The 21,518-nt window shown below is 64.7% G+C and carries 20 protein-coding genes and 2 tRNA genes; 9 read left to right on the top strand and 13 right to left on the bottom strand.

Annotated elements, in window-relative coordinates; all coding sequences use genetic code 11:
• Positions 1 to 38 precede the first annotated feature (38 nt).
• Together ACSYG9_RS11715 and ACSYG9_RS11710 are read right to left on the bottom strand one after the other, a co-directional pair.
• Positions 39 to 1,187, bottom strand: a complete 1,149-nt coding sequence (locus ACSYG9_RS11715) for an acyl-CoA dehydrogenase family protein (RefSeq protein WP_454842571.1) — start codon at positions 1,185 to 1,187, stop codon at positions 39 to 41.
• Positions 1,187 to 2,419 carry an acyl-CoA dehydrogenase family protein gene (locus ACSYG9_RS11710; RefSeq protein ID WP_440127306.1) on the bottom strand — a complete coding sequence of 411 codons (1,233 nt, stop codon included), beginning with the start codon at positions 2,417 to 2,419 and terminating at the stop codon, positions 1,187 to 1,189. The genes ACSYG9_RS11715 and ACSYG9_RS11710 overlap by 1 nt, the downstream gene beginning before the upstream one ends.
• A 287-nt stretch (positions 2,420 to 2,706) precedes the next feature.
• Here ACSYG9_RS11710 and ACSYG9_RS11705 point away from each other — a divergent pair, with 287 nt between their 5' ends.
• Complete coding sequence (locus tag ACSYG9_RS11705) at positions 2,707 to 3,600, top strand: TIGR03619 family F420-dependent LLM class oxidoreductase (protein WP_440127305.1); 894 nt, start codon at positions 2,707 to 2,709, stop codon at positions 3,598 to 3,600.
• A 14-nt stretch (positions 3,601 to 3,614) separates the two neighbouring features.
• On the opposite strand, the gene ACSYG9_RS11700 is transcribed toward ACSYG9_RS11705, so the two are convergent.
• Positions 3,615 to 4,436 (bottom strand): class I SAM-dependent methyltransferase, encoded by an 822-nt coding sequence (locus tag ACSYG9_RS11700; protein ID WP_454842568.1) that lies wholly within the window; start codon positions 4,434 to 4,436, stop codon positions 3,615 to 3,617.
• 143 nt (positions 4,437 to 4,579) lie between these two features.
• On the opposite strand from ACSYG9_RS11700, the gene ACSYG9_RS11695 reads away from it, so the two are divergent.
• The 5 genes from ACSYG9_RS11695 to ACSYG9_RS11675 all read left to right on the top strand — a co-directional run bounded on the left by ACSYG9_RS11695 (position 4,580) and on the right by ACSYG9_RS11675 (position 9,805).
• Positions 4,580 to 5,758 (top strand): Rieske 2Fe-2S domain-containing protein, encoded by a 1,179-nt coding sequence (locus ACSYG9_RS11695; protein WP_454842566.1) that lies wholly within the window; start codon positions 4,580 to 4,582, stop codon positions 5,756 to 5,758.
• A gap of 32 nt (positions 5,759 to 5,790) precedes the next feature.
• Positions 5,791 to 6,972 (top strand): acyl-CoA dehydrogenase family protein, encoded by a 1,182-nt coding sequence (locus ACSYG9_RS11690; RefSeq protein ID WP_454842564.1) that lies wholly within the window; start codon positions 5,791 to 5,793, stop codon positions 6,970 to 6,972.
• Between the two features lie 41 nt (positions 6,973 to 7,013).
• Positions 7,014 to 7,919: a biphenyl-2,3-diol 1,2-dioxygenase gene (gene bphC / locus ACSYG9_RS11685; protein ID WP_454842563.1), complete on the top strand. Its 906-nt coding sequence runs from the start codon at positions 7,014 to 7,016 to the stop codon at positions 7,917 to 7,919.
• 180 nt (positions 7,920 to 8,099) lie between these two features.
• Positions 8,100 to 8,855 carry an IclR family transcriptional regulator domain-containing protein gene (locus ACSYG9_RS11680; protein WP_440127300.1) on the top strand — a complete coding sequence of 252 codons (756 nt, stop codon included), beginning with the start codon at positions 8,100 to 8,102 and terminating at the stop codon, positions 8,853 to 8,855.
• Positions 8,852 to 9,805, top strand: a complete 954-nt coding sequence (locus ACSYG9_RS11675) for an alpha/beta hydrolase (protein ID WP_454842562.1) — start codon at positions 8,852 to 8,854, stop codon at positions 9,803 to 9,805. Before ACSYG9_RS11680 ends, ACSYG9_RS11675 begins: the two co-directional genes overlap by 4 nt.
• On the opposite strand, the gene ACSYG9_RS11670 is transcribed toward ACSYG9_RS11675, so the two are convergent.
• Complete coding sequence (locus ACSYG9_RS11670) at positions 9,787 to 10,476, bottom strand: helix-turn-helix transcriptional regulator (protein WP_440127298.1); 690 nt, start codon at positions 10,474 to 10,476, stop codon at positions 9,787 to 9,789. The two genes, ACSYG9_RS11675 and ACSYG9_RS11670, sit on opposite strands and share 19 nt — an antisense overlap.
• 121 nt (positions 10,477 to 10,597) lie before the next feature.
• On the opposite strand from ACSYG9_RS11670, the gene ACSYG9_RS11665 reads away from it, so the two are divergent.
• The gene (locus ACSYG9_RS11665; RefSeq protein ID WP_247273605.1) at positions 10,598 to 10,876 is read left to right on the top strand and encodes a hypothetical protein; all 279 of its coding nucleotides are present in this window, start codon (positions 10,598 to 10,600) and stop codon (positions 10,874 to 10,876) included.
• A gap of 32 nt (positions 10,877 to 10,908) precedes the next feature.
• Here the strand turns inward: ACSYG9_RS11665 and ACSYG9_RS11660 are convergent, their stop codons facing one another.
• From ACSYG9_RS11660 to ACSYG9_RS11635, 6 genes are all read right to left on the bottom strand, one after another.
• Positions 10,909 to 11,751: a mycofactocin-coupled SDR family oxidoreductase gene (locus tag ACSYG9_RS11660; RefSeq protein ID WP_454842942.1), complete on the bottom strand. Its 843-nt coding sequence runs from the start codon at positions 11,749 to 11,751 to the stop codon at positions 10,909 to 10,911.
• A 17-nt stretch (positions 11,752 to 11,768) separates the two neighbouring features.
• Positions 11,769 to 12,563 carry an SDR family oxidoreductase gene (locus tag ACSYG9_RS11655; protein WP_440127297.1) on the bottom strand — a complete coding sequence of 265 codons (795 nt, stop codon included), beginning with the start codon at positions 12,561 to 12,563 and terminating at the stop codon, positions 11,769 to 11,771.
• A complete protein-coding gene (locus ACSYG9_RS11650) occupies positions 12,560 to 14,197 on the bottom strand; it encodes an NAD(P)-binding domain-containing protein (protein ID WP_440127296.1) in 1,638 nt (545 codons plus the stop codon). Before ACSYG9_RS11650 ends, ACSYG9_RS11655 begins: the two co-directional genes overlap by 4 nt.
• Before the next feature lie 138 nt (positions 14,198 to 14,335).
• Positions 14,336 to 14,408, bottom strand: a tRNA-Arg gene (locus ACSYG9_RS11645).
• A 43-nt stretch (positions 14,409 to 14,451) separates the two neighbouring features.
• Positions 14,452 to 14,543 (bottom strand) — tRNA-Ser (locus ACSYG9_RS11640).
• Between the two features lie 76 nt (positions 14,544 to 14,619).
• Positions 14,620 to 15,330, bottom strand: a complete 711-nt coding sequence (locus ACSYG9_RS11635; protein ID WP_440127295.1) for a dienelactone hydrolase family protein — start codon at positions 15,328 to 15,330, stop codon at positions 14,620 to 14,622.
• A 62-nt stretch (positions 15,331 to 15,392) separates the two neighbouring features.
• Here ACSYG9_RS11635 and hisC point away from each other — a divergent pair, with 62 nt between their 5' ends.
• Positions 15,393 to 16,472 carry a histidinol-phosphate transaminase gene (hisC, locus tag ACSYG9_RS11630; RefSeq protein ID WP_454842560.1) on the top strand — a complete coding sequence of 360 codons (1,080 nt, stop codon included), beginning with the start codon at positions 15,393 to 15,395 and terminating at the stop codon, positions 16,470 to 16,472.
• 98 nt (positions 16,473 to 16,570) lie between these two features.
• Positions 16,571 to 18,256 carry a bifunctional metallophosphatase/5'-nucleotidase gene (locus tag ACSYG9_RS11625; protein WP_454842559.1) on the top strand — a complete coding sequence of 562 codons (1,686 nt, stop codon included), beginning with the start codon at positions 16,571 to 16,573 and terminating at the stop codon, positions 18,254 to 18,256.
• A gap of 21 nt (positions 18,257 to 18,277) precedes the next feature.
• Here ACSYG9_RS11625 and ACSYG9_RS11620 read toward each other — a convergent pair whose 3' ends face one another.
• From ACSYG9_RS11620 to ACSYG9_RS11610, 3 genes are all read right to left on the bottom strand, one after another.
• Positions 18,278 to 19,249, bottom strand: coding sequence for an alpha/beta hydrolase (locus ACSYG9_RS11620; RefSeq protein ID WP_454842557.1), 972 nt, complete (start codon positions 19,247 to 19,249; stop codon positions 18,278 to 18,280).
• Between the two features lie 145 nt (positions 19,250 to 19,394).
• On the bottom strand, positions 19,395 to 19,991 hold the full coding sequence (locus ACSYG9_RS11615) for a LuxR C-terminal-related transcriptional regulator (protein WP_454842941.1): 597 nt from the start codon (positions 19,989 to 19,991) through the stop codon (positions 19,395 to 19,397).
• A 59-nt stretch (positions 19,992 to 20,050) separates the two neighbouring features.
• Positions 20,051 to 21,385: a sensor domain-containing protein gene (locus tag ACSYG9_RS11610; RefSeq protein ID WP_440127290.1), complete on the bottom strand. Its 1,335-nt coding sequence runs from the start codon at positions 21,383 to 21,385 to the stop codon at positions 20,051 to 20,053.
• Positions 21,386 to 21,518: the final 133 nt, after the last annotated feature.

The following is a 21,518-nucleotide window of genomic DNA, read 5'->3' as shown; positions in this document are numbered from 1 at the left end:
TCACGGTAGGCCGCCGTCGCTGTGGTTACGGCTTTAGGTTACGGCTTGACCAGCTCTGCGTATCGAGCGATGTGCTGTTCGGCGCTGCCGAACTCGTACTCGATTGCCGTCAGCCGCTTGAAGTAGTGGCCGACGGCAAGTTCCTCGGTCATGCCCATCCCACCGTGCAATTGGACTGCGTTCTGGCCTATGAACCGTGCCGCACGGCTGGTTGTCGCCTTCGCGGCCGAGACTGCGCGAGCCCTGCCTACGTCGTCGGAGTCGAGGTGCAACACCGCAAGGTACACCGCAGAAACGGCCTGTTCGAGCTCCATGTACATGTCGACCATGCGATGCTGCAGGACCTGGAAGCTGCCGATGGGCTGGCCGAACTGCTGACGCTGTTTGCAGTAGTCGACGGTGTCGGCGAGCACCTTGCGCATCAGTCCGACGGATTCCGAGGCGATCGCCGTGATCGCCTCGTCCACAGTCCTGGAGATTGCACTCCAGGCCTTACCCTGCTCGCCCAACAGTGCATCGGCGGGGAGTCGCAGTCCGGTGAACTCGAGGTCGGCTGCGCGGCGGTCGTCGATCGTCCGATACGAGTGAACCGCCACACCGGCGGGAGGAGCTGCGGCATCGAACTCGAGCAGGAACAGCGAGATCCCGTCGGTATCGAATCGATCGCCCTCGGTACGCGCGGTGACGAGAATGTGGGTGGCCAGCGGCGCGCTGCCCACCACGATCTTGGCGCCGTCGAGCACCCATTCGTCGCCGTCACGCCGCGCTGTCGTGGTGACGTCGTGCAGTACGTATCCGGAAGTCGCCTCGGTCGCTGCGAACGCAGTGACGGCGTCGCCTGCCGCGATCCGTTCGAGGGCGGACTTCGCGCGGTCGCCCCCTGCGCGTCCGAGAAGTCCGCCCCCGAGAACCACTGTGTCGACATATGGCTCGATGACGAGCGCCCGGCCTAGTTCTTCCGCCACCACCATGAGTTCGACCGGGCCACCACCCATGCCACCGACGTCTTCGGGAAGAGTCGCACCAAGGATGCCGAGTTCGTCGGCGAATGCGCGCCACACCTCGGGCTGCCAGCCCGCTCCCGTGGTCGCGGCCTTCCGGCTGCGGCCGAGGTCGTACCGGCTCGCGAGGAATTTGGCGACCGAATCACGAAGGAGCTCCTGCTCCTTGCTCAAACCGAAGTCCATCAGAGCCCCAATGCTGCTTTGGCGAGAATGTTTCGCTGAATTTCGTTGCTACCGGCGTAGATCGATCCGGCGCGGTCGTTGAAGTAGCGCAACGGCGCGACCGCTTGCCATTCGTCGCCACTGAGGTAGTCGCCGCTGGGCGGCACGAAATCCGCGACCGGGCCGCCAGGCTTCGTCGCGTGCGGCTGGTAGACGCGGCCGCGAGGACCGGCTGCTTCGAGCGTGAGCCGTGTGAGCGTCTGGCTGAGTTCGGTGCCGAGCACCTTGAGCATCGACGACGCGGGTCCCGGATCCTTTCCCGCCGCCAATGCTGCCAGCGTGCGATATTCGAGGATCTCGAGGACCTCGGTGCGGATGCGCGCGTCCGCGAGCGCCGCGGAGAACGACGGATCGTCGATGAGCTTGCCACCGGAGGGGCCCGGTTGCTCTGCTGCGGCCGTCGCGATCCGCTCGGCCATCACCTGCAGGGCGGGCGCTGCGGCTGCGCCACCGCGTTCGAAGACGAGCAGATACTTGGCGACCGACCATCCCTCGTCGATCTTGCCGAGGACGTTGCTCTTCGGCACCCGCACCTCGTCGAAGAAGACCTGATTCTGCACTTCTTCACCGGAGGTCATCACCAGCGGACGGATCTCGATGCCCGGCGCGGACATGTCGATCAGCACGAACGTGATGCCGTGCTGCTTCTTCTCGGACTTCGTCGTGCGCACGAGCGCGAACATCCAGTTCGCCTCGGTAGCATGCGTCGTCCAGATCTTGCTGCCGGTCAAGATGAGGTCGTCGCCGTCGTCGACCGCTGCCATCGTGAGCGACGCCAGGTCCGACCCGGACTCCGGCTCGGAGTAGCCCTGGCAGAAAAAGACCTCACCGGTGAGGATTCCGGGGAGGAAGAAGTCCTTCTGCTCCTGCGTGCCGTAAGCGATGATCGCGTGCGAGACCATTCTGATCCCCATCGGCGACAGCGTCGGAGCACCGGCGAGGACCGACTCGCGGCCGAAGATGTAGTGCTGTGTCTGCGTCCAATCGCAACCTCCGTACTCGACCGGCCAGGCGGGGGCGGCCCAGCCACGTTCGTGCAGGATCCGCTGCCACTCCATGCTGGCCTCGTGATCGGAGTACACGCTCGTTGCAAGCGTGCCGGCACGACGCAATTCGGGTGTCAGCTTCTCATCGAGAAACGAGCGGACCTCGTCTCTGAATGCGGCTTCGGCCGCTGACCACGCAAGTTCCATGTTGTCTCCCAGCAGGGTCGCTCGCCGCAACCTTTTGGTGCGAATTGCCGTTAACTTTTCAGGATCGAACGGAGATTACTGGCGCGCGTACCCGAACGTCAACAGGGAATCCATGATTCCCACATCAGGTTCAACCGTCAGAATAGGTGAGACCCGGCGTTCACGTAATTGCTTCAGCAGCCTTGCAGGGCCGACGGTCCAGAACAGAATTCTGATATTCGCCTATAGTGACTCTCGTCACGGGAGCTCTTACGTCTGGCAGGCACACCCACACAGGAGTCGAGCACATGAAGTTCTGGAGCGGCACAGCGTTCATGAAAACCGCAGAGATGCCTGGGGTCGCACGAATGCTCGACGAAGCGGGTTTCCACGGCATGCTGATCTCCGACCACCTCGTCTTTCCCAAGGAAATGACGACGATCTACCCCGGCCACGAAAGTGGCAAGATGTTCTGGCCCGCCGACACCGAGTGGCCGGATGCATGGGTGCTGATCGGCGCTATGGCAGCAGTCACCGAGAACCTGCACTTCGGGAACAACGTCTACATCGCGCCCTCACGCCCCATCATCGAGGTCGCCAAGCAGGTCGGCACTGCAGCAACGATCGCAGGCGGACGCGTGTCGATCGGGCTGTCCGCCGGATGGATGCGCGAAGAGTTCGAGCTCCTCGGCCAGGACTTCGACAACCGCGGCCCTCGGCTCAACGAGATGATCCAGGCACTGCGCGAACTGTGGAAGGGCGGCTGGGTGTCATGGAAGGGTGAGTACTACGACATCCCCGAGATGATGATCGAGCCTCATCCGCCCGAACCGGTGCCGATCCTGTGCGGCGGAGAATCGAAGGCAGCCCTGCGGCGGGCCGCACGATATTGCGACGGCTGGGTCGGCACCGCCTACACCCTCGACGACGCCGAGCATTGGATTCAGCGCATCAACGATCTCAGACGCGAGTACGGACGCGAGCACGAACCGTTCGACATCATCATGGGACTGCGCGACACCCCGTCCCTCGAACTGTACAAACAGGCCGAGAAGATCGGCGTCACCGGTGTGATGGTGTCGCCGTGGGCGAACTGGGAGCGCACGCACTCCGGCGACCACAACCATCTGCTGGGCAGCGCAGAAAGTTACCGGGCCCCCATCGCCGACTTCCGGGAGAAGATCATCGACCGGCTGACCTGAACTGGCCCGTCCCCCTACTTCGCCGGCGCCGTCTCGAAACGGTTGAGCTTGTACGTGGTCACCGGCGGCGGCACCAGATAGCGCAAGACTTTGAGTCCCAACCGGTACCGCAGCGGCCACGTCCGCCCCACCTCGGATTGGGGTGACGCGAACGTCCTCGATTCGAGCAACGTCAATCCGAGGGGTTCGAGCGTGTGCGGCTCATCGCACGTCCACACCATCCGGGCGGGCACCGCTTTGAAGACCGGATTGCGGTCCTGGCTGTTCATCATTGCCCGGCCACCGGTGTCGAATGAGATACCGGCCCCGGGGAATTCCTCCACGATGCGTTCGAGCACCGTATGCACCTGATCCGCCGGAAAGTACAGGAGCACCGCTTCGCTCAGCAGGAAGACGGGCCCGCCACGCTCCTTGACCTGCTCGAACCAGTCGGTGTCGAAGAGCGAACCCGCAGTCGTCGTGTAGCGGTCCGAATCGGAGAAGAAACGCCTGCGCAGTTCCATGGTGTCGGGGACGTCGAGATCGAACCAGTTCACGCGACCGTTGTCGAGTCGTTCGAATCTTGTCGACAACCCGCATCCGAGATCTACGACTGTGCCATCGGGATGTTCGGCGAGAAAGCTGCGCACGTAGCCGTCGAAGATCGACGCACGCAGTACCGATCCCGACAGCGACGGACCGCGGAACTTGGCGAAGTCGTAGTCGAGGGTGTCGACGAGCTCAGCGGCCTTGCGGTCGCCGAGCACGCTGTGACGGCGACGCGCGTCGAGCGCCCGTCCGTAGAGCGGGATCAGCAGCGTTTCCTGAATTTCGCCAAGCGAGACGGAGTCACCCATCAGCCCAATATAGGTTAGGGAAACCTAATTCGAAATGCCTTCTGTGAATTTCCGCCCGCCCAGCGGGAGCCACGGTTCCCTTCGCTTCTCCTCACTCCGGACCATGCAATACATCACATTCACAGCCCACCCCGGAGGCCTGCATGACCGCACTCTCCAGCCAACCCGACACACCCACCTCGAATGATGAGGAAATCCGCGTCATCGAAGCAGCCGCTCCCCCGGAGCGATTCGCACGCGGATGGCACTGCATCGGACTGATTCGCGACCTCGCCGACGGCAAGCCCCACCAGATCGACATCTTCGGCACCAGCGTCGTGGTATTCGCCGACAGCCAGGGGAAACTCAACGTTCTCGACGCATACTGCCGGCACATGGGCGGCAACCTGGCACAGGGCACCATCAAGGGCGACTCGATCGCATGCCCATTCCACGACTGGCGTTGGAACGGCAAAGGCAAATGCAGCGACATTCCCTACGCTCGCCGGGTCCCGCCCTTGGCCCGCACCAGAGCGTGGACCACTCTCGAACGCAACGGTCAGCTGTTCATATGGAACGACCCCGAAGGAAACCCGCCGCCGGCGGACGTGACGATTCCGCACATCGAGGGCTACGGCACCGATGAATGGACGGACTGGTCGTGGAAGACCATCCGTATCAAGGGTTCCCACTGCCGGGAGATCATCGACAACGTCGTCGATATGGCGCACTTCTTCTACGTGCACTACTCGTTCCCACGCTATTTCAAGAACGTGTTCGAGGGACACACCGCCACGCAGTACATGCGCTCGACCGGACGCGAGGACGTCATCGTCGGCACGAACTACGACGATCCCAATGCCGAGTTGCAGTCCGAAGCCACCTACTTCGGGCCGTCGTACATGATCGACTGGCTCGAATCCCAGGCCAACGGGATGACCATCAACACCGTGCTGATCAACTGCCACTATCCCGTGAGCAACGACGAATTCGTGCTGCAGTACGGCGCAATCGTGAAGAAGCTGCCCGGATTGTCCGACGACGCAGCCGCGGGTATGGCCGCCCAGTTCGCAGACGGTGTACAGCTCGGATTCGAACAGGACGTCGAGATCTGGAAGAACAAGGCCCCGATCGACAATCCGCTGCTGTCCGAGGAAGACGGCCCGGTCTATCAGCTCCGTCGCTGGTACAAGCAGTTCTACGTCGACGTCACCGACGTCACCGACGACATGACGACGCGCTTCGAGTTCGAAATCGACACCACCCGCGCGGTCTCCAACTGGCGTCAGGAAGTCGACGAGAACATCGCCGCCGGCCGCGTCATCAACTCCACCGCGCCCTGACCCGGCGCCCGCAGCAAGAACAGGAACACCCGATGACCTACGAAGTACTGAGCCGCGTCGATGCGATGGCCGACGAATTGTTCACCGAAGGTGAGGAAGCCGAGCGCATCGGCAAGCTCGCCGACGAAACGGCCAAGCGGATGAAGGAAGCCGGCTCGATCAAGATGCTTCAGCCGAAGCAGTACGGCGGCCACGAGGCACATCCTCGTGAATTCGCCGAGACGGTGATGCGCACGGCGTCGCTGAATCCGTCGGCCGGATGGATCCACGGCATCGTCGGCGTCCATCCGTGGCAGCTGGCATTCGCCGATCCGCGCGCACAGGAAGAGGTGTGGGGCGAGGACGACAACACGTGGATGGCGTCGCCGTACATGCCGGGCGGACTGTGCGTACCGGTCGACGGCGGCTACACGTTCTCCGGACGTTGGCAGTTCTCCTCGGGCACCGACCACTGTGACTGGGCGTTCCTCGGTGCTCTGGCCTGCACACCGGACGGCAAGCCCGAAGAACCGATGCGCATGCTCCACGTGATCATCCCGCGCACCGACTACACGATCATCGAGGACTCGTGGGACACCATGGGACTGCGCGGTACGGGGTCCAAGGACGTCGTGGTCGAGAACGCATTCGTTCCGGACTACCGGGTCATGGACTGCGACGAGGTGATCGACGGAACCGCGGTACGCCGATACGGGCGCACCGAGACGCTCTATCTCATGCCGTGGTCGACGATGTTCCCCCTCGGCATCACCTCCGCGACCGTCGGCATCGCCGAAGGGATGGTCCATCACGCCGAGGTGTATCAGGGCGACCGGATCAACGCGCAGGGTACCGCGATCAAGGACGACCCCTACACCCTGTTCGCCATCGCCGAAGCCGTCGCCGACCTGCAGGCCGCCCGCGACACACTGCTGGCGAACGTGGACCGGATGTGGGACCTCGTCGATTCCGGGAAGACACCGACGTTCGCGCAACGCGCCGAGGGGCGGCGCACCCAGGTGCAGGCCGCGTGGCGTGCGGTGAACGCGATCGACAAGATCTACCCCCGCTGCGGCGGCAACGCTCTGCGCATGGACAAGCCCCTGCAGCGTTTCTGGCGCGATGCGCACGCCGGACTGCACCACGCGATCCACGTGCCGAGCACGGTCTTCCACGCGTCGTCGCTCAGTCGCCTCGGTGTCGAACCACAAGGTCCTCTGCGGGCAATGATCTGACCGACCCACTCATACTCATCTCATCGGAAGGGCATTTTTCGATGCCGGATTTGAAAGCTCTGGGCTACGTGAAGGTCCAGACGAACGATATGGACCGCTGGCGAACGTTCGCGTTCGACGTCCTCGGGTTCGCGCCCGGTTCCGGACCCGACCCCGACGCGCTGTATCTGCGGATGGACGAACGCGCCGCACGCATCGTGGTCGTTCCCGGTGACACGGACGAGGTTGTCGCCGTGGGCTGGGAGGTACGTGATCATGCTGCGCTGCAACGCGTGACCGAGAAACTCGAACTGGCCGGTGTCGCCGTCAAGCGGTTGTCTCTCGAGGAGGCCGACGCTCGGCGCGTGGAGGAGGTGATCACGTTCCAGGATCCGAGCGGTGCGGTCCTCGAGGTGTTCCATGGCGCTGTTCTCGATCATTCGCCGGTGGTCACACCGTTCGGCGCACGTTTCGTCACCGGAACGCAAGGGCTCGGCCATGTGGTACTGCCGGTCACGGATCCGGACGCGTCATTCGAGTTCTACACGGAGACCCTCGGCTTCCTGCCCCGCGGCGCCTTCCGTCTGCCCACTCCGCCGGAGGTCGGGCCGATGAGGATCCGGTTCCTCGGCATCAACGAGCGGCATCACAGTCTCGCGTTGTGCCCCGCCGCGCACGGGGGCGCGCCGGGTCTGATCCACGTGATGGTGGAGGTGGATTCACTCGACGCCGTCGGCCAGGCGCTCGACCGTGTCGTGAAGGACGGGTTCTCCGTTTCGTCGACTCTCGGCAGGCACACGAACGACAAGATGGTCTCGTTCTACACCCGCGCACCCGGCGGCTGGGACATCGAGTTCGGTACCGAGGGGATGAAGGTCGACGAGGCGCACTACAGCTCGGAAGAGATCACCGCCGACAGCTATTGGGGTCACGACTGGTCGGGCAGCGAGCCGCTGGCGGCGATGTAGGCGGATCCCGCACCGGGAGGTGTCGTCGGGCCCCGCGGTTCCCACCGGAACCGCGGGGCCTGCATGTTTGTGACCGAATTCACGAATACCCTTCCCTTCGCGCAACGAATGTGCCACTATTTCGATTAGAAATTGCCACGTCAAGCTACACATTCGCTTGGTGATCGCAAGGGAGCATCCGTGACCGTTCAAAGCTCGCACCCGCCCGTGCCCACAGCAACCCTCGACCGACTGTCCTCGGTCCTCGACGCCTTCGACGGACCCGGACGGTTGACCCTCTCGGGCGTCGTCCGCCGCACCGGGCTACCGCGCTCGTCGGCGCACCGCATGCTCGACCAACTCGTCAGAATGCGCTGGCTGCGACGCGACGGGCGTGACTACGAACTCGGCATGCGGCTGATCGAACTCGGATCGATCGCGCTCGACCAGGACCGAGTGCACCGCGCAGCCGTCCCCGTCCTGCACGAACTGCATCGGATGACCGGCTGCGTCGTCCATCTCGCCGTACTCGACGACACCGACATCGTCTATCTCGAGAAGATCGGTGGACGCCTCGCCGGGTCGGTACCCACCAGGGTCGGGGGCCGCCGGCCGGCACGGCACACCGCGGCGGGCAAGGCGATGCTCGCCGCCACCGCACTCGACGACGCCGATCTCGTACGAGTACGAGAATCGGGCTTCGCCTTCGAGAAGGAAGAATCGCTGCGCGGATTCGGCTGTGTCGCAGCGTCGATCGGACCGGAACACGATCCTGTTGCGGCCATCTCGGTGTGCGGTCCGGTACGTTCGATGCCGTTCGATCATCGCCTCGCCAACCCTGTGCGTGCCGCCGCCACCCGAATCTGGCGCGACTACCAGGACCAACTCGTCGGTGTCTCCCCCGTCCTCGGCCGGAACCGGGCGTGGAGTACGCACCGGGTCATGGAGCCGGCATGACCGACGCCCCGCACACGTCCCCCTCACCGCCGGTCCGCGCGATGCTCGACACACTGAATGCGAATTTTCCCGCAGTGCACACCATGACCGGCCCGGCCGCCCGCGCAGCGGTGGCCGCACGCCGCGCACCGAATCCGTCGCCCCAGCCTGTCGGCCGCATCGAGGACCACCGAATCGGCTCCGGAGTACGAGTGCGTGTCTACGTGCCCGACACGTCCGCACCCGCCCCGCTGATCGTATTCGCGCACGGCGGCGGGTTCGTGTTCTGCGATCTCGACTCGCACGACGGGATCTGCCGGGCAATGTGCAATGCCACCGCCTCCGTCGTGGTCTCGGTCGAGTATCGGCTCGCCCCGGAGCATCGCGCCCCTACGGCCGCAGAAGATGTGTATCTCGCGCTCGAATGGGCCCACGACCGTGCACCACAATTCGGCGCCGATCCGGCGCGGCTGGCAGTCGCGGGCGACAGCGCAGGCGGAAACCTCGCCGCGGTGGTGGCCCTAGCAGCACGAGACCGCGGCGGGCCACATCTGCGCGCACAAGCACTGCTGTATCCGGTGATCGACGACGACTTCGGCACCGACAGCTATCGACGCTACGCCGACGGTTACTACAACACGCGCGCGGCAATGCAGTGGTACTGGCAGCAATACGCACCAGGCGGCGCACTCACAGCGGACGTGTCACCGATGCGCGCAGATACGCTCACCGGCCTCCCCCAGGCCGTGATGGTCACAGCGGGCCTCGACCCGTTGCACGACGAAGGGGTCGCCTACGCGCAGCGGCTACGCTCGGATTCCGTTCCGGTGCGGCACTTGGATTTTCCAGGACTGTTCCACGGATTCCTGTCGTTTCCGTCGCTCGCTGAAAGCACCGCGGCCGCCGACGCCGTCTGGGCGGCATTCCGGAAGCTTCTCACCCCGGCCCCTTCTCATTCGCTCCCGCGCTGAAGTCCGATCACGATCTCCTCGACACTGCGCCACGATCCCGGGTCGAGCGGCACTATGCTGCCCGATCCGGTGAGGCGGGCCTGCTCGAACTCTCTTGCTGCCTGGTCGATCTCACCGAAAAGAGTACGCGACAGTTCGATCTCCGCATCGAAGTAGCGGACCGCCCACTGCAAGCTCATGCGGGGAAATGCCCACGCCGGCTCGCGTGACGAATGCTCGGCGTGCAGTGCTGCGCGATCGCGCAGTTCTTCCATGTTGTCGATGTGAGCTCGGACAAGCTCTTTGAGATGTTCGGGGTCGTTGAGGTGACCCAACCACATTCGGAGCATCACGCCGTGCTTGAGGACCGGGATTTCCACCGGGGCGCTACGCGACCATGCCCCGACCGCGTCTTTGCCCGCTGCCGTGACGCTGTACACCCGGCGTCCGCGCACACCTGCCTCCGCGACCGCGCGCGACTCCACGAGCCCCATGTTCTCCAGCTTCTTGAGCTCGCCGTACACCTGACTGACCGACGGGCTCCAATAGAAGAAGCCGATGCTCCAATCCGCCCACTTCTTCAGATCGTTGCCCGACAGCTCCTCACCGAACGAGAGCATGCCGAGCACAGCCCAGCTCGTCGCAGGTAGCGACGGATACGAAGGCTCGACATATTCCGGGTGATCCGACATCCATCCGAGCCTAACAACCGCCGAGCGAACCGGAGGACCTCATCGACCGCTGAGCGAACACGTCCGCTGGGCGGGAGAAAGGGGGTCACACCGAACCACTCTGTCCGTACCGTGACCAGGCATGATGGAACGACCTGATCATATGGAACCCGTGTCGTGCGGCTGCGGCACCACCGTGTTCGTCGAAAAGTTCAGTGCAGCCCATACGAGCGTGCAGTGGCCCGCACGCACGGTGTGCCCTCAGCTCGTCCACGAGCAGACGCCCGGTGGCTGGAACCCGACCTGCCCGTCGCTGCGGCGCGCGATCGACGACGCCTGCGAATCCGGTCGTATCGGTGAGACACTGCGCCACGATCCGCCACCGGTCCGCTTCAGCCGCGTCGACGCCGGAGACCACTGACCACCGGCCCGGCATCGATGTAGGTCATGTGCTCAGCGTTGAGTGCTGCCGGCATCGACGGGCAGCGCCACCGCCGTGATGTAGCGGGCCTCATCCGAAGCGAGGAACAGAGCAGCGTTGGCCACGTCGACCGGATCGATCCACGGCACGTCGAGAAGGTTCATGGTGCGTGCAGCCTCGGCGAACTCTTTCCTGCTCGGCTCTGTTGTGTCCGGGCAGAACTTCGCCCGCACAGCCGGATTCTGGATCATCAGGGTGTCGACATTTGTCGGGTGCACTGTGTTCACCCGAACTCCATGCGGTGCAAGTTCTTTTGCGAGCGATCGCATGAGACCGACCACACCGTGCTTCGCTGCGGTGTAGTGGGCGACGCCCACCAGACCCCGAAGACCCGCGATCGAGCTCGTCAGCACCATCGCCCCACCGCCGCGCGCAACGAGGTGCTCGGCGGTCACTGCGCACGTGATCCACACCCCGGTCAGATTCACGTCGAGCATAGTGCGCCACTGCTCTTCGGACAGCTCGACGGCAGGCGCGGACGACGTGATACCCGCTGTTGCGCACACGATGTCGAGCCCGCCCCATTCGGAGACCGCTTCGTCGACCGCAGCGGCCATACCGTCGCGATCTCGCACGTCCACCACCGCGGTCCGTACTCTCGCGCCGCAGGCACGAACCATCTCGGCGGTCTCGGAGAGGTCGTCCACGCTCGCCGGCGGAGTCACGACCGACTCCACTGCGCCGCACAGGTCCAGCGCGATCACGTCCGCGCCTTCCTCGGCGAACCGCACCGCTTGCGCCCGCCCGATTCCTCGGGCCGCGCCCGTGACGAGCGCGACCCTACCCTGCACCCTGCCCGCATTACGTTTCTGCACACTCGGTTTCGTCACGTTCACACCTTCTCCGTCAGACCTGCATCGACCGGGAGGCACGTGCCGGTCATGTAGCGGGATTCATCCGACACGAGGAACACCACGGCGTTGCTCACGTCCACCGGATCCACCCACGGGACGGGCAGGATGTTCCGTGCGGCGAGGACTGCCGCGGCGTCGGTCTCCGTCGGGTCGGCGATGTCCGGGCACAGCCGCGCGAACACCCGCGGATCGATGATCATCGGTGTGCGTACCGACCCCGGTTGCACCGTATTCACCCGGATACCCCGGCCACCGAGTTCGTTCGCAAGGGTGCGGGCAAGTCCGATCACGGCATGCTTGGCGGCACTGTACGGCGCGGCCGTCGCGATCGCTCTGGAACCCGCAGTGGACGCGATGATCACCACCGCCCCTCCGTCGGCCAGGTGCGGCTCGGCGGCCGACACGGTGTTCCACACGCCGGTGAGGTTGACATCGAGTGCCCGCTGCCAGTCATCGGTGGCGATCGTCCACGCCGGACCGGGCGTGTCGTAGACGCCGGCATTGGCAACCACGGCGGTCAGCGGACCGAGAGCCGCCGACGCCGACGCCATCGCCTCGGCCATCGCCGCCCGGTCGCGCACGTCCACAGTGGCAGTCACGCATCGCTGTCCGGTGCGCACAACAGCCTCGGCGACCGAATCGATGTCGGTGCCGGCAAGATCGAGTGCCACGATGTCTGCGCCCTCCTGCGCCATCCGGACGCAGTGACTCGTCCCCATGCCGCCGGCTGCACCCGTCACCGCAACGACGGCGCCGTCCAGACGCCCCGTCATTCGGTCACCGCCGCAACGATGTCGAAGTTCCGACTCCCGACAAGGTCGAATCCGTCGTACCCAGTTTCTGCGACGCGCGCACAAATCTCCCGGTAGGAAGCGAATCCACCGATGAACAACATGAAACCGCGGGGCTTGCCGGGAATGTTCGCTCCCGTGTACCAGGAGTCCGCGCGTGGGAACAGCGTCCGGTCGGCGCGCTCGGCCAGTTCGGCCTGCCACCGGTCGACAGCATCGGCACGCGCTTCCAGACCACGGTGGCCGTTGATGTCGACGTGGGCTATGGCGTCGGCGATCCAGTCGATGTGGTCCTCGGCTCCGAGGATCATATTCGCAAGCACACTCGGGCTGCCCGGCCCGGTGACGAGGAACAGGTTGGGGAAACCGTCGACGCCCAGCCCGAGATAGGTCCGTGGGCCGCCCTGCCAATGCTCGCGCAGCTTCCGGTCGCCGCGCCCGCGGATATCGATCCGGTCGAGTGTGCCGGTGAGGGCGTCGAAGCCGGTCGCGTAGACGAGAGCATCCAGATCGTGATGCGTCTCGGTGGTACGAACCCCGGTGCCCGTGATCTCGGTGATCGGCGTCTTGCGTAGATCCACGAGAGAGACGTTGTCGCGGTTGAAAGTCGTGTAGTAGCCCGAATCGGTGACAATCCGTTTGGTACCGATCGGATGATCCTTCGGGATCAGACGATCGGCGACCTCCGGGTCGTCGACCATCGCGCGGATCTTCCCCTCGACGAACGCCCTGGCGGTGTCGTTGGCTTCCAGGTTCGAAGTCTGGTCGGGGAAGGTCTTCGCGAACAGGACACCACCCATGTTCCAGCGCTGCTCGTAGGCGGCACGACGTTCCTCCTCGCCGACTTCGAGTGCGCCCTTCGGGTGCGGATGGAATGGGGACCCGCCTCCGCTGAGCCGCGACAACCTGCGCCGCTCCGCGTACCCCGCCTTGTGCTCACGCCGCTGCTCATCGGTCAACGGTGCATTGCCCGCGGGCACCGAGTAATTGGCGGTGCGCTGGAACACGGTCAGATGTTCCGCGTGCTCAGCGATCACAGGAACCGACTGGATTCCCGACGAACCGGTGCCGATCACTCCCACCCGCATGCCGCTGAAGTCGACACCCTCGTGCGGCCAGGCGGCAGTGTGGAACACAGAGCCCGCGAATCGGTCACTGCCGGGGATCGCTGGAGTGTTCGCAGTCGAGAGGCTTCCTGTCGCAAAGACACAGAACCGGGCGCGCACCCGCTCACCGCTGTCGGTGCTCACCTCCCACACGACGCTGTCCTCGTCGTACACGGCCGACACCACACGCGTACCGAACGTGAACGCGGAACGCAGATCGAAACGGTCGGCGACGTGGTTCAGATAGCGCAGGATCTCGGGCTGGGTCGCGTACTTCTCACTCCAGTCCCAGTCCTGCTGCAGTTCGTCCGAGAACGAGAACGAGTAGTCGACGCTCTCGACGTCGCACCGCGCGCCCGGGTACCGGTTGAAGAACCACGTGCCACCGACGTCGTCCCCTGCCTCGAAACCGCGGACCGAGAGCCCGTCGCGGTTGAATCGGTGTACCGCATACATCCCGGCGACACCAGCGCCGACCACGACGACGTCCACATCTGCTGGTTGTGTCATGGCCGCGACGGTAGAGACCCCATCAATCGGTCGGATACGGGTTCTCCCGCTGGGCGGTCCATTCACGGCGGGAAGGTGTCGAGCCCCCACCGACGAAGAAAATCCCCACCAGCGTTACTGCTGGTGGGGATTTCTGTGTGCGCCCGAAGGGATTCGAACCCCTAACCTTCTGATCCGTAGTCAGATGCTCTATCCGTTGAGCTACGGGCGCATGCGCATTCAGTTTTTCTATCGACGGTGACGCTACACCATCGTGGCGGAGGCGAGAGGATTTGAACCTCCGGTCCCCTGTAAGGGGGACAACTCATTAGCAGTGAGTCCCATTCGGCCGCTCTGGCACGCCTCCTTGCGGGGTTTCGATTCTCTCGAACCGCCGGGGCAAAACATTACACAACCACTCCACAGAAAAGCAAAACGCCTGATCAGCGGAGGTTGCTGTCGAACCAGTCGAAGATTCTGCGCCTCGCGTCGACGATCGCGGCCTCGCGCGGATCCTCGTCCGGATCGACGCCGGAATGCACGACCGGTGGTTCGTCGGGACGGTGCTCGAGACCCTCGTAGCTCACCACGAGCGTCGGCGCATCCGATTTGCTCGCGGATTCACTGAGTTGCTCGACCTCACCGCCGGGAGTGTTCGGGTCGTCGGTGCCGTACAGACCGAGCCACGGGGCACGCAACGAACGCACCAGATCGACAAGTGGGGGGACGACCGGGCGCAGCGACCGGACGATACCCGGAGCGGCGACACTGACGACCGCACCGACAGGCCGCGTGGTTCCGACCCACGTCGCCACAGTGCCCGCCTCGTCGAAGCCGAGGAGGCCCACCGTGTCCATCCGGATTCCGGCATCGGCGATCCATGCGAACGTGGCGTCGGCGTTGACACGGCCTGCCTCGGCGAACAGAGCCGCCTCATCGGAGCCTGGTCCCCGGCTGTGAAGGTCGGGTGCCACGATCAACCAGCGTTCGTCGGCGAGAGCCTGCATGAAGTCGAGAAGTTCCGGCGAGAACACGCGCGCGCGATGCAGCAGCACGATGCAGCCCCGGGGGGTCACGTCCGGACGAACGACGGTGAGCGGCAACTCCCCCGCGTCCCCTGCCAACGGTGCAGCATCCTTGCTGATTTCCGGCATGGTGTCCACGATGACATGACCATCCGAGTCGCGCACGCAAACTTCGGGAGCATAATCGGCTGGTGACTCCGCGTACCCGCCCCGACCTTGCATCGATCCCTGCCTACGTTCCCGGGCGCACCGTTCCGAACGCGGTGAAGCTCGCCAGCAACGAGACGACCCTGGGTCCGCTACCCAGTGTTCGCGACGCGATCCTGGAAGCAGCAGCCACCGTCAACCGGTATCCCGACAGTGGCTCCGCCGAGCTGATCGCGGCGCTCGCGGCACGTCTCGACCTGGCCGCCGACCGTATCGCTGCGGGGTGCGGATCGGTGAGCCTGTGCCAGGAGCTCGTGCAGATCACCTGCAACGACGGTGACGAAGTCATCTACTCGTGGCGATCGTTCGAGGCCTACCCCGTGGTCTGTGCCGTCGCGGGTGCAACGGCGGTGCCGGTACCGAACACCCCCGACCACGGCCACGACCTGAAGGCCATGCTCGCGGCGATCACCGACCGCACGCGGCTGATCTTCGTGTGCAATCCGAACAACCCGACGGGTTCGTGCCTCGGGAAGGACGAGTTGGAACAGTTCCTCGACGCCGTCCCGTCCCACATCGTCGTGGCCCTCGACGAGGCGTATTTCGAGTACATGCGCGCCGCCCCCGGCGAGGATCTCCCGGACGGAATCCCGCTCGCTGCGGGGCGCCGCAACGTGGTGGTGTTGCGGACCTTTTCGAAGGCCTACGGCCTGGCCGGCCTCCGGGTCGGCTACGCCGTCGCCGATCCGGAAATCATCGTCGCGATGAGCAAGGTCCACACAACCTTCTCCGTGAACTCACTCGCCCAGAAAGCCGCGATCGCATCGCTCGAGGCAGCGGGCGAACTGCTCGCACGCACCGACGGTGTCGTCTCCGAACGGGAACGCGTGCGCGCTGCCCTGATCGAGGCCGGCTACGTGGTACCGCCCAGCGAGGCGAACTTCGTATGGCTTCCGCTCGGCGAGAAATCGGCGACGTTCTCGGCTGCCGCCGCTGAGGCCGGTGTGATCCTGCGCAACTTCGCAGGGGAAGGCGCCCGGATCTCGATCGGCGATCCACACGAGAACGACCTGTTCGTGGCCTATGCAACCGGCGCGGGCCGGGAAATCGCGGGCGTCGCCTGATCTTGGCGAGACCCAACCGTTATCGCTGGGTATCGGACGCGTTATTCGCCGCTGTCAGACTCGACCGGTTGCAATGACCGGCGAGTACGGAGGAACGGATGGGTGGACGCGCTGCACTGCGACGTGCCCTGTCCATCGCCGCGGCACTCTCCGCCGTGGCCTCTGCCACAATCGGGCATGCAGGAGCGCTACCCCCCGATGCGGTTCCACTGCGTCTGATCACCTTCGGTGACCTCCACGGCAACCTGCTGCCGCCGCAAGGCCCGCAGAGCGAAGTGGTTCGCTCGGACGGCCAGTCGGTACCCGCAGGCGGCGCCGCCTATCTCGCCTCATATGTCGACCAGCTCCGCGGACAGGCCGACGATTCGGTGCTGTATGCAGTGGGCGACTCCTGGGGTTCGTCGCCGATCGAATCGGCGATGTTCCACGACGAACCGACAATCGAATTCCTCAACGATCTCGATGTCACGGCCGCGGCGCTCGGCAACCACGAGTTCGACAACGGGTTCACGGAGTTGCAACGACTACGCGACGGCGGATGTCACCCCGAAGACGGCTGCCGGTTCAGCGAGTCCTACGAGGGCGCGAACTTTCCCTTCCTCGGCGCGAACGTCACGACCGCCGACGGCGCGCCGGCTGCACTGCCCTTCGATGTCAGCTATGTAGACGGAATTCCTGTTGGTGCGATCGGGGTCCTACCCCGCAACACTCCGGAATACATTCGCAGCGATTCGATCGAGAATCTGCATTTCGGCGACGAGATCGAGGCGGTGAACCGCACTGCCGACACTCTCGACGCACTCGGGATCCGCTCCATCATCCTGTTGTACAAGGGCGATATCGCCGCAGGCAGCGACGCCGATCCGTGCAGCCTCGACAACGGACGCGCCAAGGAGGTCACCACCACCGTCTCGTCGCATGTCGATCTCATTGTCACCTCCGACGGCGAGGGACAGTTCAACTGCAGCTATCCCGATCCGTCCGGACAGCAACGCACAGTGCTGCAGGGCGCCTCGCGAGGGCGGATCCTCTCTGTCGCAGATATCATGATCGACCGGGCGACCCGCGACGTCGTGCGCGACCGGACGGTCGCGTTCAACCAGGTGATCACCCACGACATCACGCCCGATCCGCGCACCGAAGATTTCGTTGCCAAGGTGGCCGACAGGTCGTCCGACACGGCCGCCCAGGAAGTCGGGCACATCGCAGCGGACATCACCCGCGACCGATCGCCCAGCGGTGAATCGTCACTCGGAAACCTCGTCGCAGACGCCCAACTCGCAGCGACCGCGCCGCTCGGAGCGCAGATCGCCTTGACCAACCCTGGCGGACTCCGCGGCGACCTGTACTTCGACGACGACGGCGCCGTCACCTACGGCGAGGCCTACGGAGTTCAGCCGTTCGGGAATTTCCTCCAGATTCTCGAGATGACCGGCGCTCAGCTCACCGCGGTTCTCGAACAGCAGTTCCAGACAGACATCACCGGCGCTGCCCTGGAGCGGGTCCTGGCACCGTCGCACAATCTGCGCTACACCCTCGACAGGTCGGCTGCCCCAGGACAGCGAGTCCGCGACATCACTGTCTCGGGTGCGCCTCTCGACCTCGGAGCCACCTATTCCGTTGCAGTCAACGACTATCTCGCCGGTGGCAGCGACGGATTCTCTGTATTCACCGAGGCCCGGTCGCGTGTCGGGGCAGGCGAGGAACTCACTGCTCTTACTACGTTCCTGTCGGATCCTGCCCCGAGCCGCCCCCCGGCCCGCGACCGCATACGCCTCCATTGACGTCCGGCGGACGCCTCGACGTCAGAGCCCGAGCGCATCCTCGAGGGTGGGCCATGCCGTCTTGATGTCTTCTTCCCAATACGCCCACGAGTGCGTGCCCCACGGTCGATACACGACGGTCGCAGGAATGTGCAGCTCGCGAAGTCTGCGGTCGAAGGTGAGGGTGCAGATGAACGCCCCCATCTCGAGAGGGACACCGGTCGACATCGGCTCGTCGGCGGCCGCGAAATCGTGGGGACCCAGCAGTCCGTTGCCGGTGCTGATGAACACTTCTTTGCCGCGCAGCTGTCCAGCGTGCACGTACGGGTCGTGCGCAGCCCAATCCGGGTCGTCCGGCGGACCCCACATGTTGTCAGGGTTTCCACCCTTGTAGACGACCGTGGCGCGCACCGAGTTTCGGGTCGAGTCCTGCTGGGTGTCGAGGCAGCCACTCAACGCCGCCACTCCCTCGTACAAATCCGGATTGCGGGTGATCAGCATCATCGCTGCAGTCGCGCCCATCGACAGCCCGGCAACCGCGTTGGTTCCGTTGCCGTTGAATCGCGCATCGATGATCGGGGGGAGTTCCTCGGTGAGGAAAGTTTCCCACCGGTTGACCCCGAGAATCGGGTCCGGTTGCTTCCAATCGGTGTAGTAACTGCCCGTACCCCCCACCGGCAGCACCACGTTCACATTCTTGTCCGCAACGAAATCGACGATGTCGGTTTCCTGCGTCCAGGTGCTTTCGCGGTAATCGGATTCTTCACCTGCGCTGACGCCGTCGAGAAGATACAGAGTCGGGCGGGGCCCGTCCCACGCCGGATGCAGCACCTGAACCTGGACGATCCGGCCCATCGAGGGCGAGAAGACGAACAGCGCCGTGCGGCTGTCGGTGATGTGCTCGGTGTGATCGATCACCGCCGCCTGAGACGACGGCTGAGCGTGCCCGACCGCAGGACCGGACAGTGGTAGCAACAACGCCACGGCAAGCGCAGCGATGAACCTCTTGTGCATACAGCTCCTCGTCCCCCGACGACCGGAGTTCGATCTCAACCCGTCCGGCATGTCCGGGTCAAGTCAACTGGAAGCGACCCTAGTAGTCGGCGCCGTACACCGTGCGAATTCCGACCATCTCGGACGATTCGGACGTCGCAGCGACTCAGTCGAGCTCATCTCGACGCAGATACGCGAGGACCGCCAGCACGCGGCGATTCGTGTCGTCGGTCGGCGGCAACGCCAATTTGCCGAAGATGTTGCCGACATGCTTGCCGACGGCCGATTCCGTGATGAACAGCTCAGCGGCGATGGCCGCGTTCGAATGCCCCTCTGCGATCGAGGCGAGCACCTCCCGCTCGCGCGGCGACAACTGCGCCAACGGATCTCGTCGGCGGCGAAACAACTGCTGTACGACCATGGGATCGATCACCGTGCCGCCGGACACCACTTGACGCAAGGTGGAGACGAACTCCTCGACATCGACGACACGGTCCTTCAGGAGATAGCCGACGCGCCCTCCGTCTGCCCCGAGAAGCTCATCGGCGTAGCTCAGTTCGACGTACTGACTGAGAGCGACCACAGCCAGTCCGGGATAGCTGCGTCGCAATTCCACTGCCGCGCGCAAACCTTCATCGGTGAATCCCGGCGGCATCCGCACATCGGTCACAACCAGGTCGGGGCGATTCTCGGCCACAGCCGATTTCAGCGTGACAGCGTCCGGGACCGAGGCCACCACATCGAATCCGAATCGCTCGAGCATCGCGGCGAGACTTTCGCGCAGCAGTGCGCCATCCTCCGCGAGGATCACTCGCACGACGGTCAGCTCTCGATCCACGGCAACTCCACACGGACGACGGTAGGCCCGCCTCGCGGGCTGGACAGCAGCATTCTGCCGTCGATCGCCGCGACCCGGTCGGCCAGCCCCGTCAGACCACTGCCCCGTTCCGGATCCGCACCGCCGCAGCCGTCGTCCACAACCTCGACGACAAGCAGATCCCCGGCGCGCCGGGCAGTCACCCCGACGGCCGTCGCATCCGCATGTTTGGCGATGTTGTTGAGCGCCTCGACCACCACGAAATAGGCTGCGACCTCGACGTCCGGCGCCGGGCGTGGCGAAACCTCCGCGGTGACGGAGACCGGGACGCCGAAGTCCTCGGTCAGTTCACGCAGGGCGTCGGGTAGACCGCGGTCGGTGAGCACCCTGGGATGGATTCCCCGGATGAGTTGCCGCAGTTCTGCCATCAATCTCTTCGCCTGGTCGTGTGCCTGCGACACACTCTTCGCGGCGGCGGAACCCGGTGGAAGGTCGAGTTTGGCCATACCCAACTGCAGGGTGAGATTGACGAGCAACGACTGCGCGCCGTCATGCAGATCCCTCTCGATCCTGCGACGCTCCGCTTCGAAAGCATCGACCAGTCGGGCCCGGGACCGAGACACCTCGACAAGCCGAGCGCGGAGCGCGTCCGGGTCGTCGCCGCACAACAACGACCGGGCGAGCGCACCGTGCAGTCCCGCGATCAGAGCAATCACATACGGGACCGCCGGCAGCAGAAGCAGACCTGCGATCGCGTAGGGGACAGCCTGATCGACCGAGGTGATCTGGCTGAAGCCGAGCGCCACCGCCTCTTCACCGTCACCCACCACCAGGGGACTGACCACCATCACGACGATGAGTCCGACGATCACCGCGGCCAGCAGCAACAACGCGGGAATCAATGTGAGCAGCAGGACTGTGTAGCCGAGCTCCCTCCATGTCGCGGCCTCGGTGTAGCGGGTGCGCACCCACGGCCACAGACCCGCGGCGGGAGGAGCGCGGTGCGCCGAGAGTGCCCGATCGCTGCTCACCAGACGCAGCCGCATACGTTCCAGAGTCGCCAGCGGTATCGCCACCAGCGGGCCGAGCCCGAACACCAGCACCACGCCGAGAACACCGAGGAGCAACACCCTGCCGAGCGGTTGCGGATACATGCCGTCGCCCGCCCACACGATCAGGACCAACCACGGTACGCAGAACGCCGCGAACGGCAGCGCCACCGCACACACCACCGGGACACCGGTCAGCAGATAACTCAGCGACCGCCATGGCCACCCCGACAGCAGGAAGCGCCGCCGTGTGATCGCGGTGAGTACCGTGGTCGGTTCATCGGAGGACACACGAGTGAGCCTATCGACGCGGCCGGTGTTTCGGGATGACGCCAAGTGCAGCCGAATGGTGGTGCTGGCACCACCTTCGATCGGCCATGTGGACCCAGTGACTGCACCCCCTGCCGAATGGTCGTCTGTAGTC

It is taken from the genome of Rhodococcus sp. SJ-2, assembly GCF_053750035.1.
The sequence above is the reverse complement of the archived record's forward strand: the minus strand, read 5'-3'. Positions and strand labels throughout refer to the sequence as shown.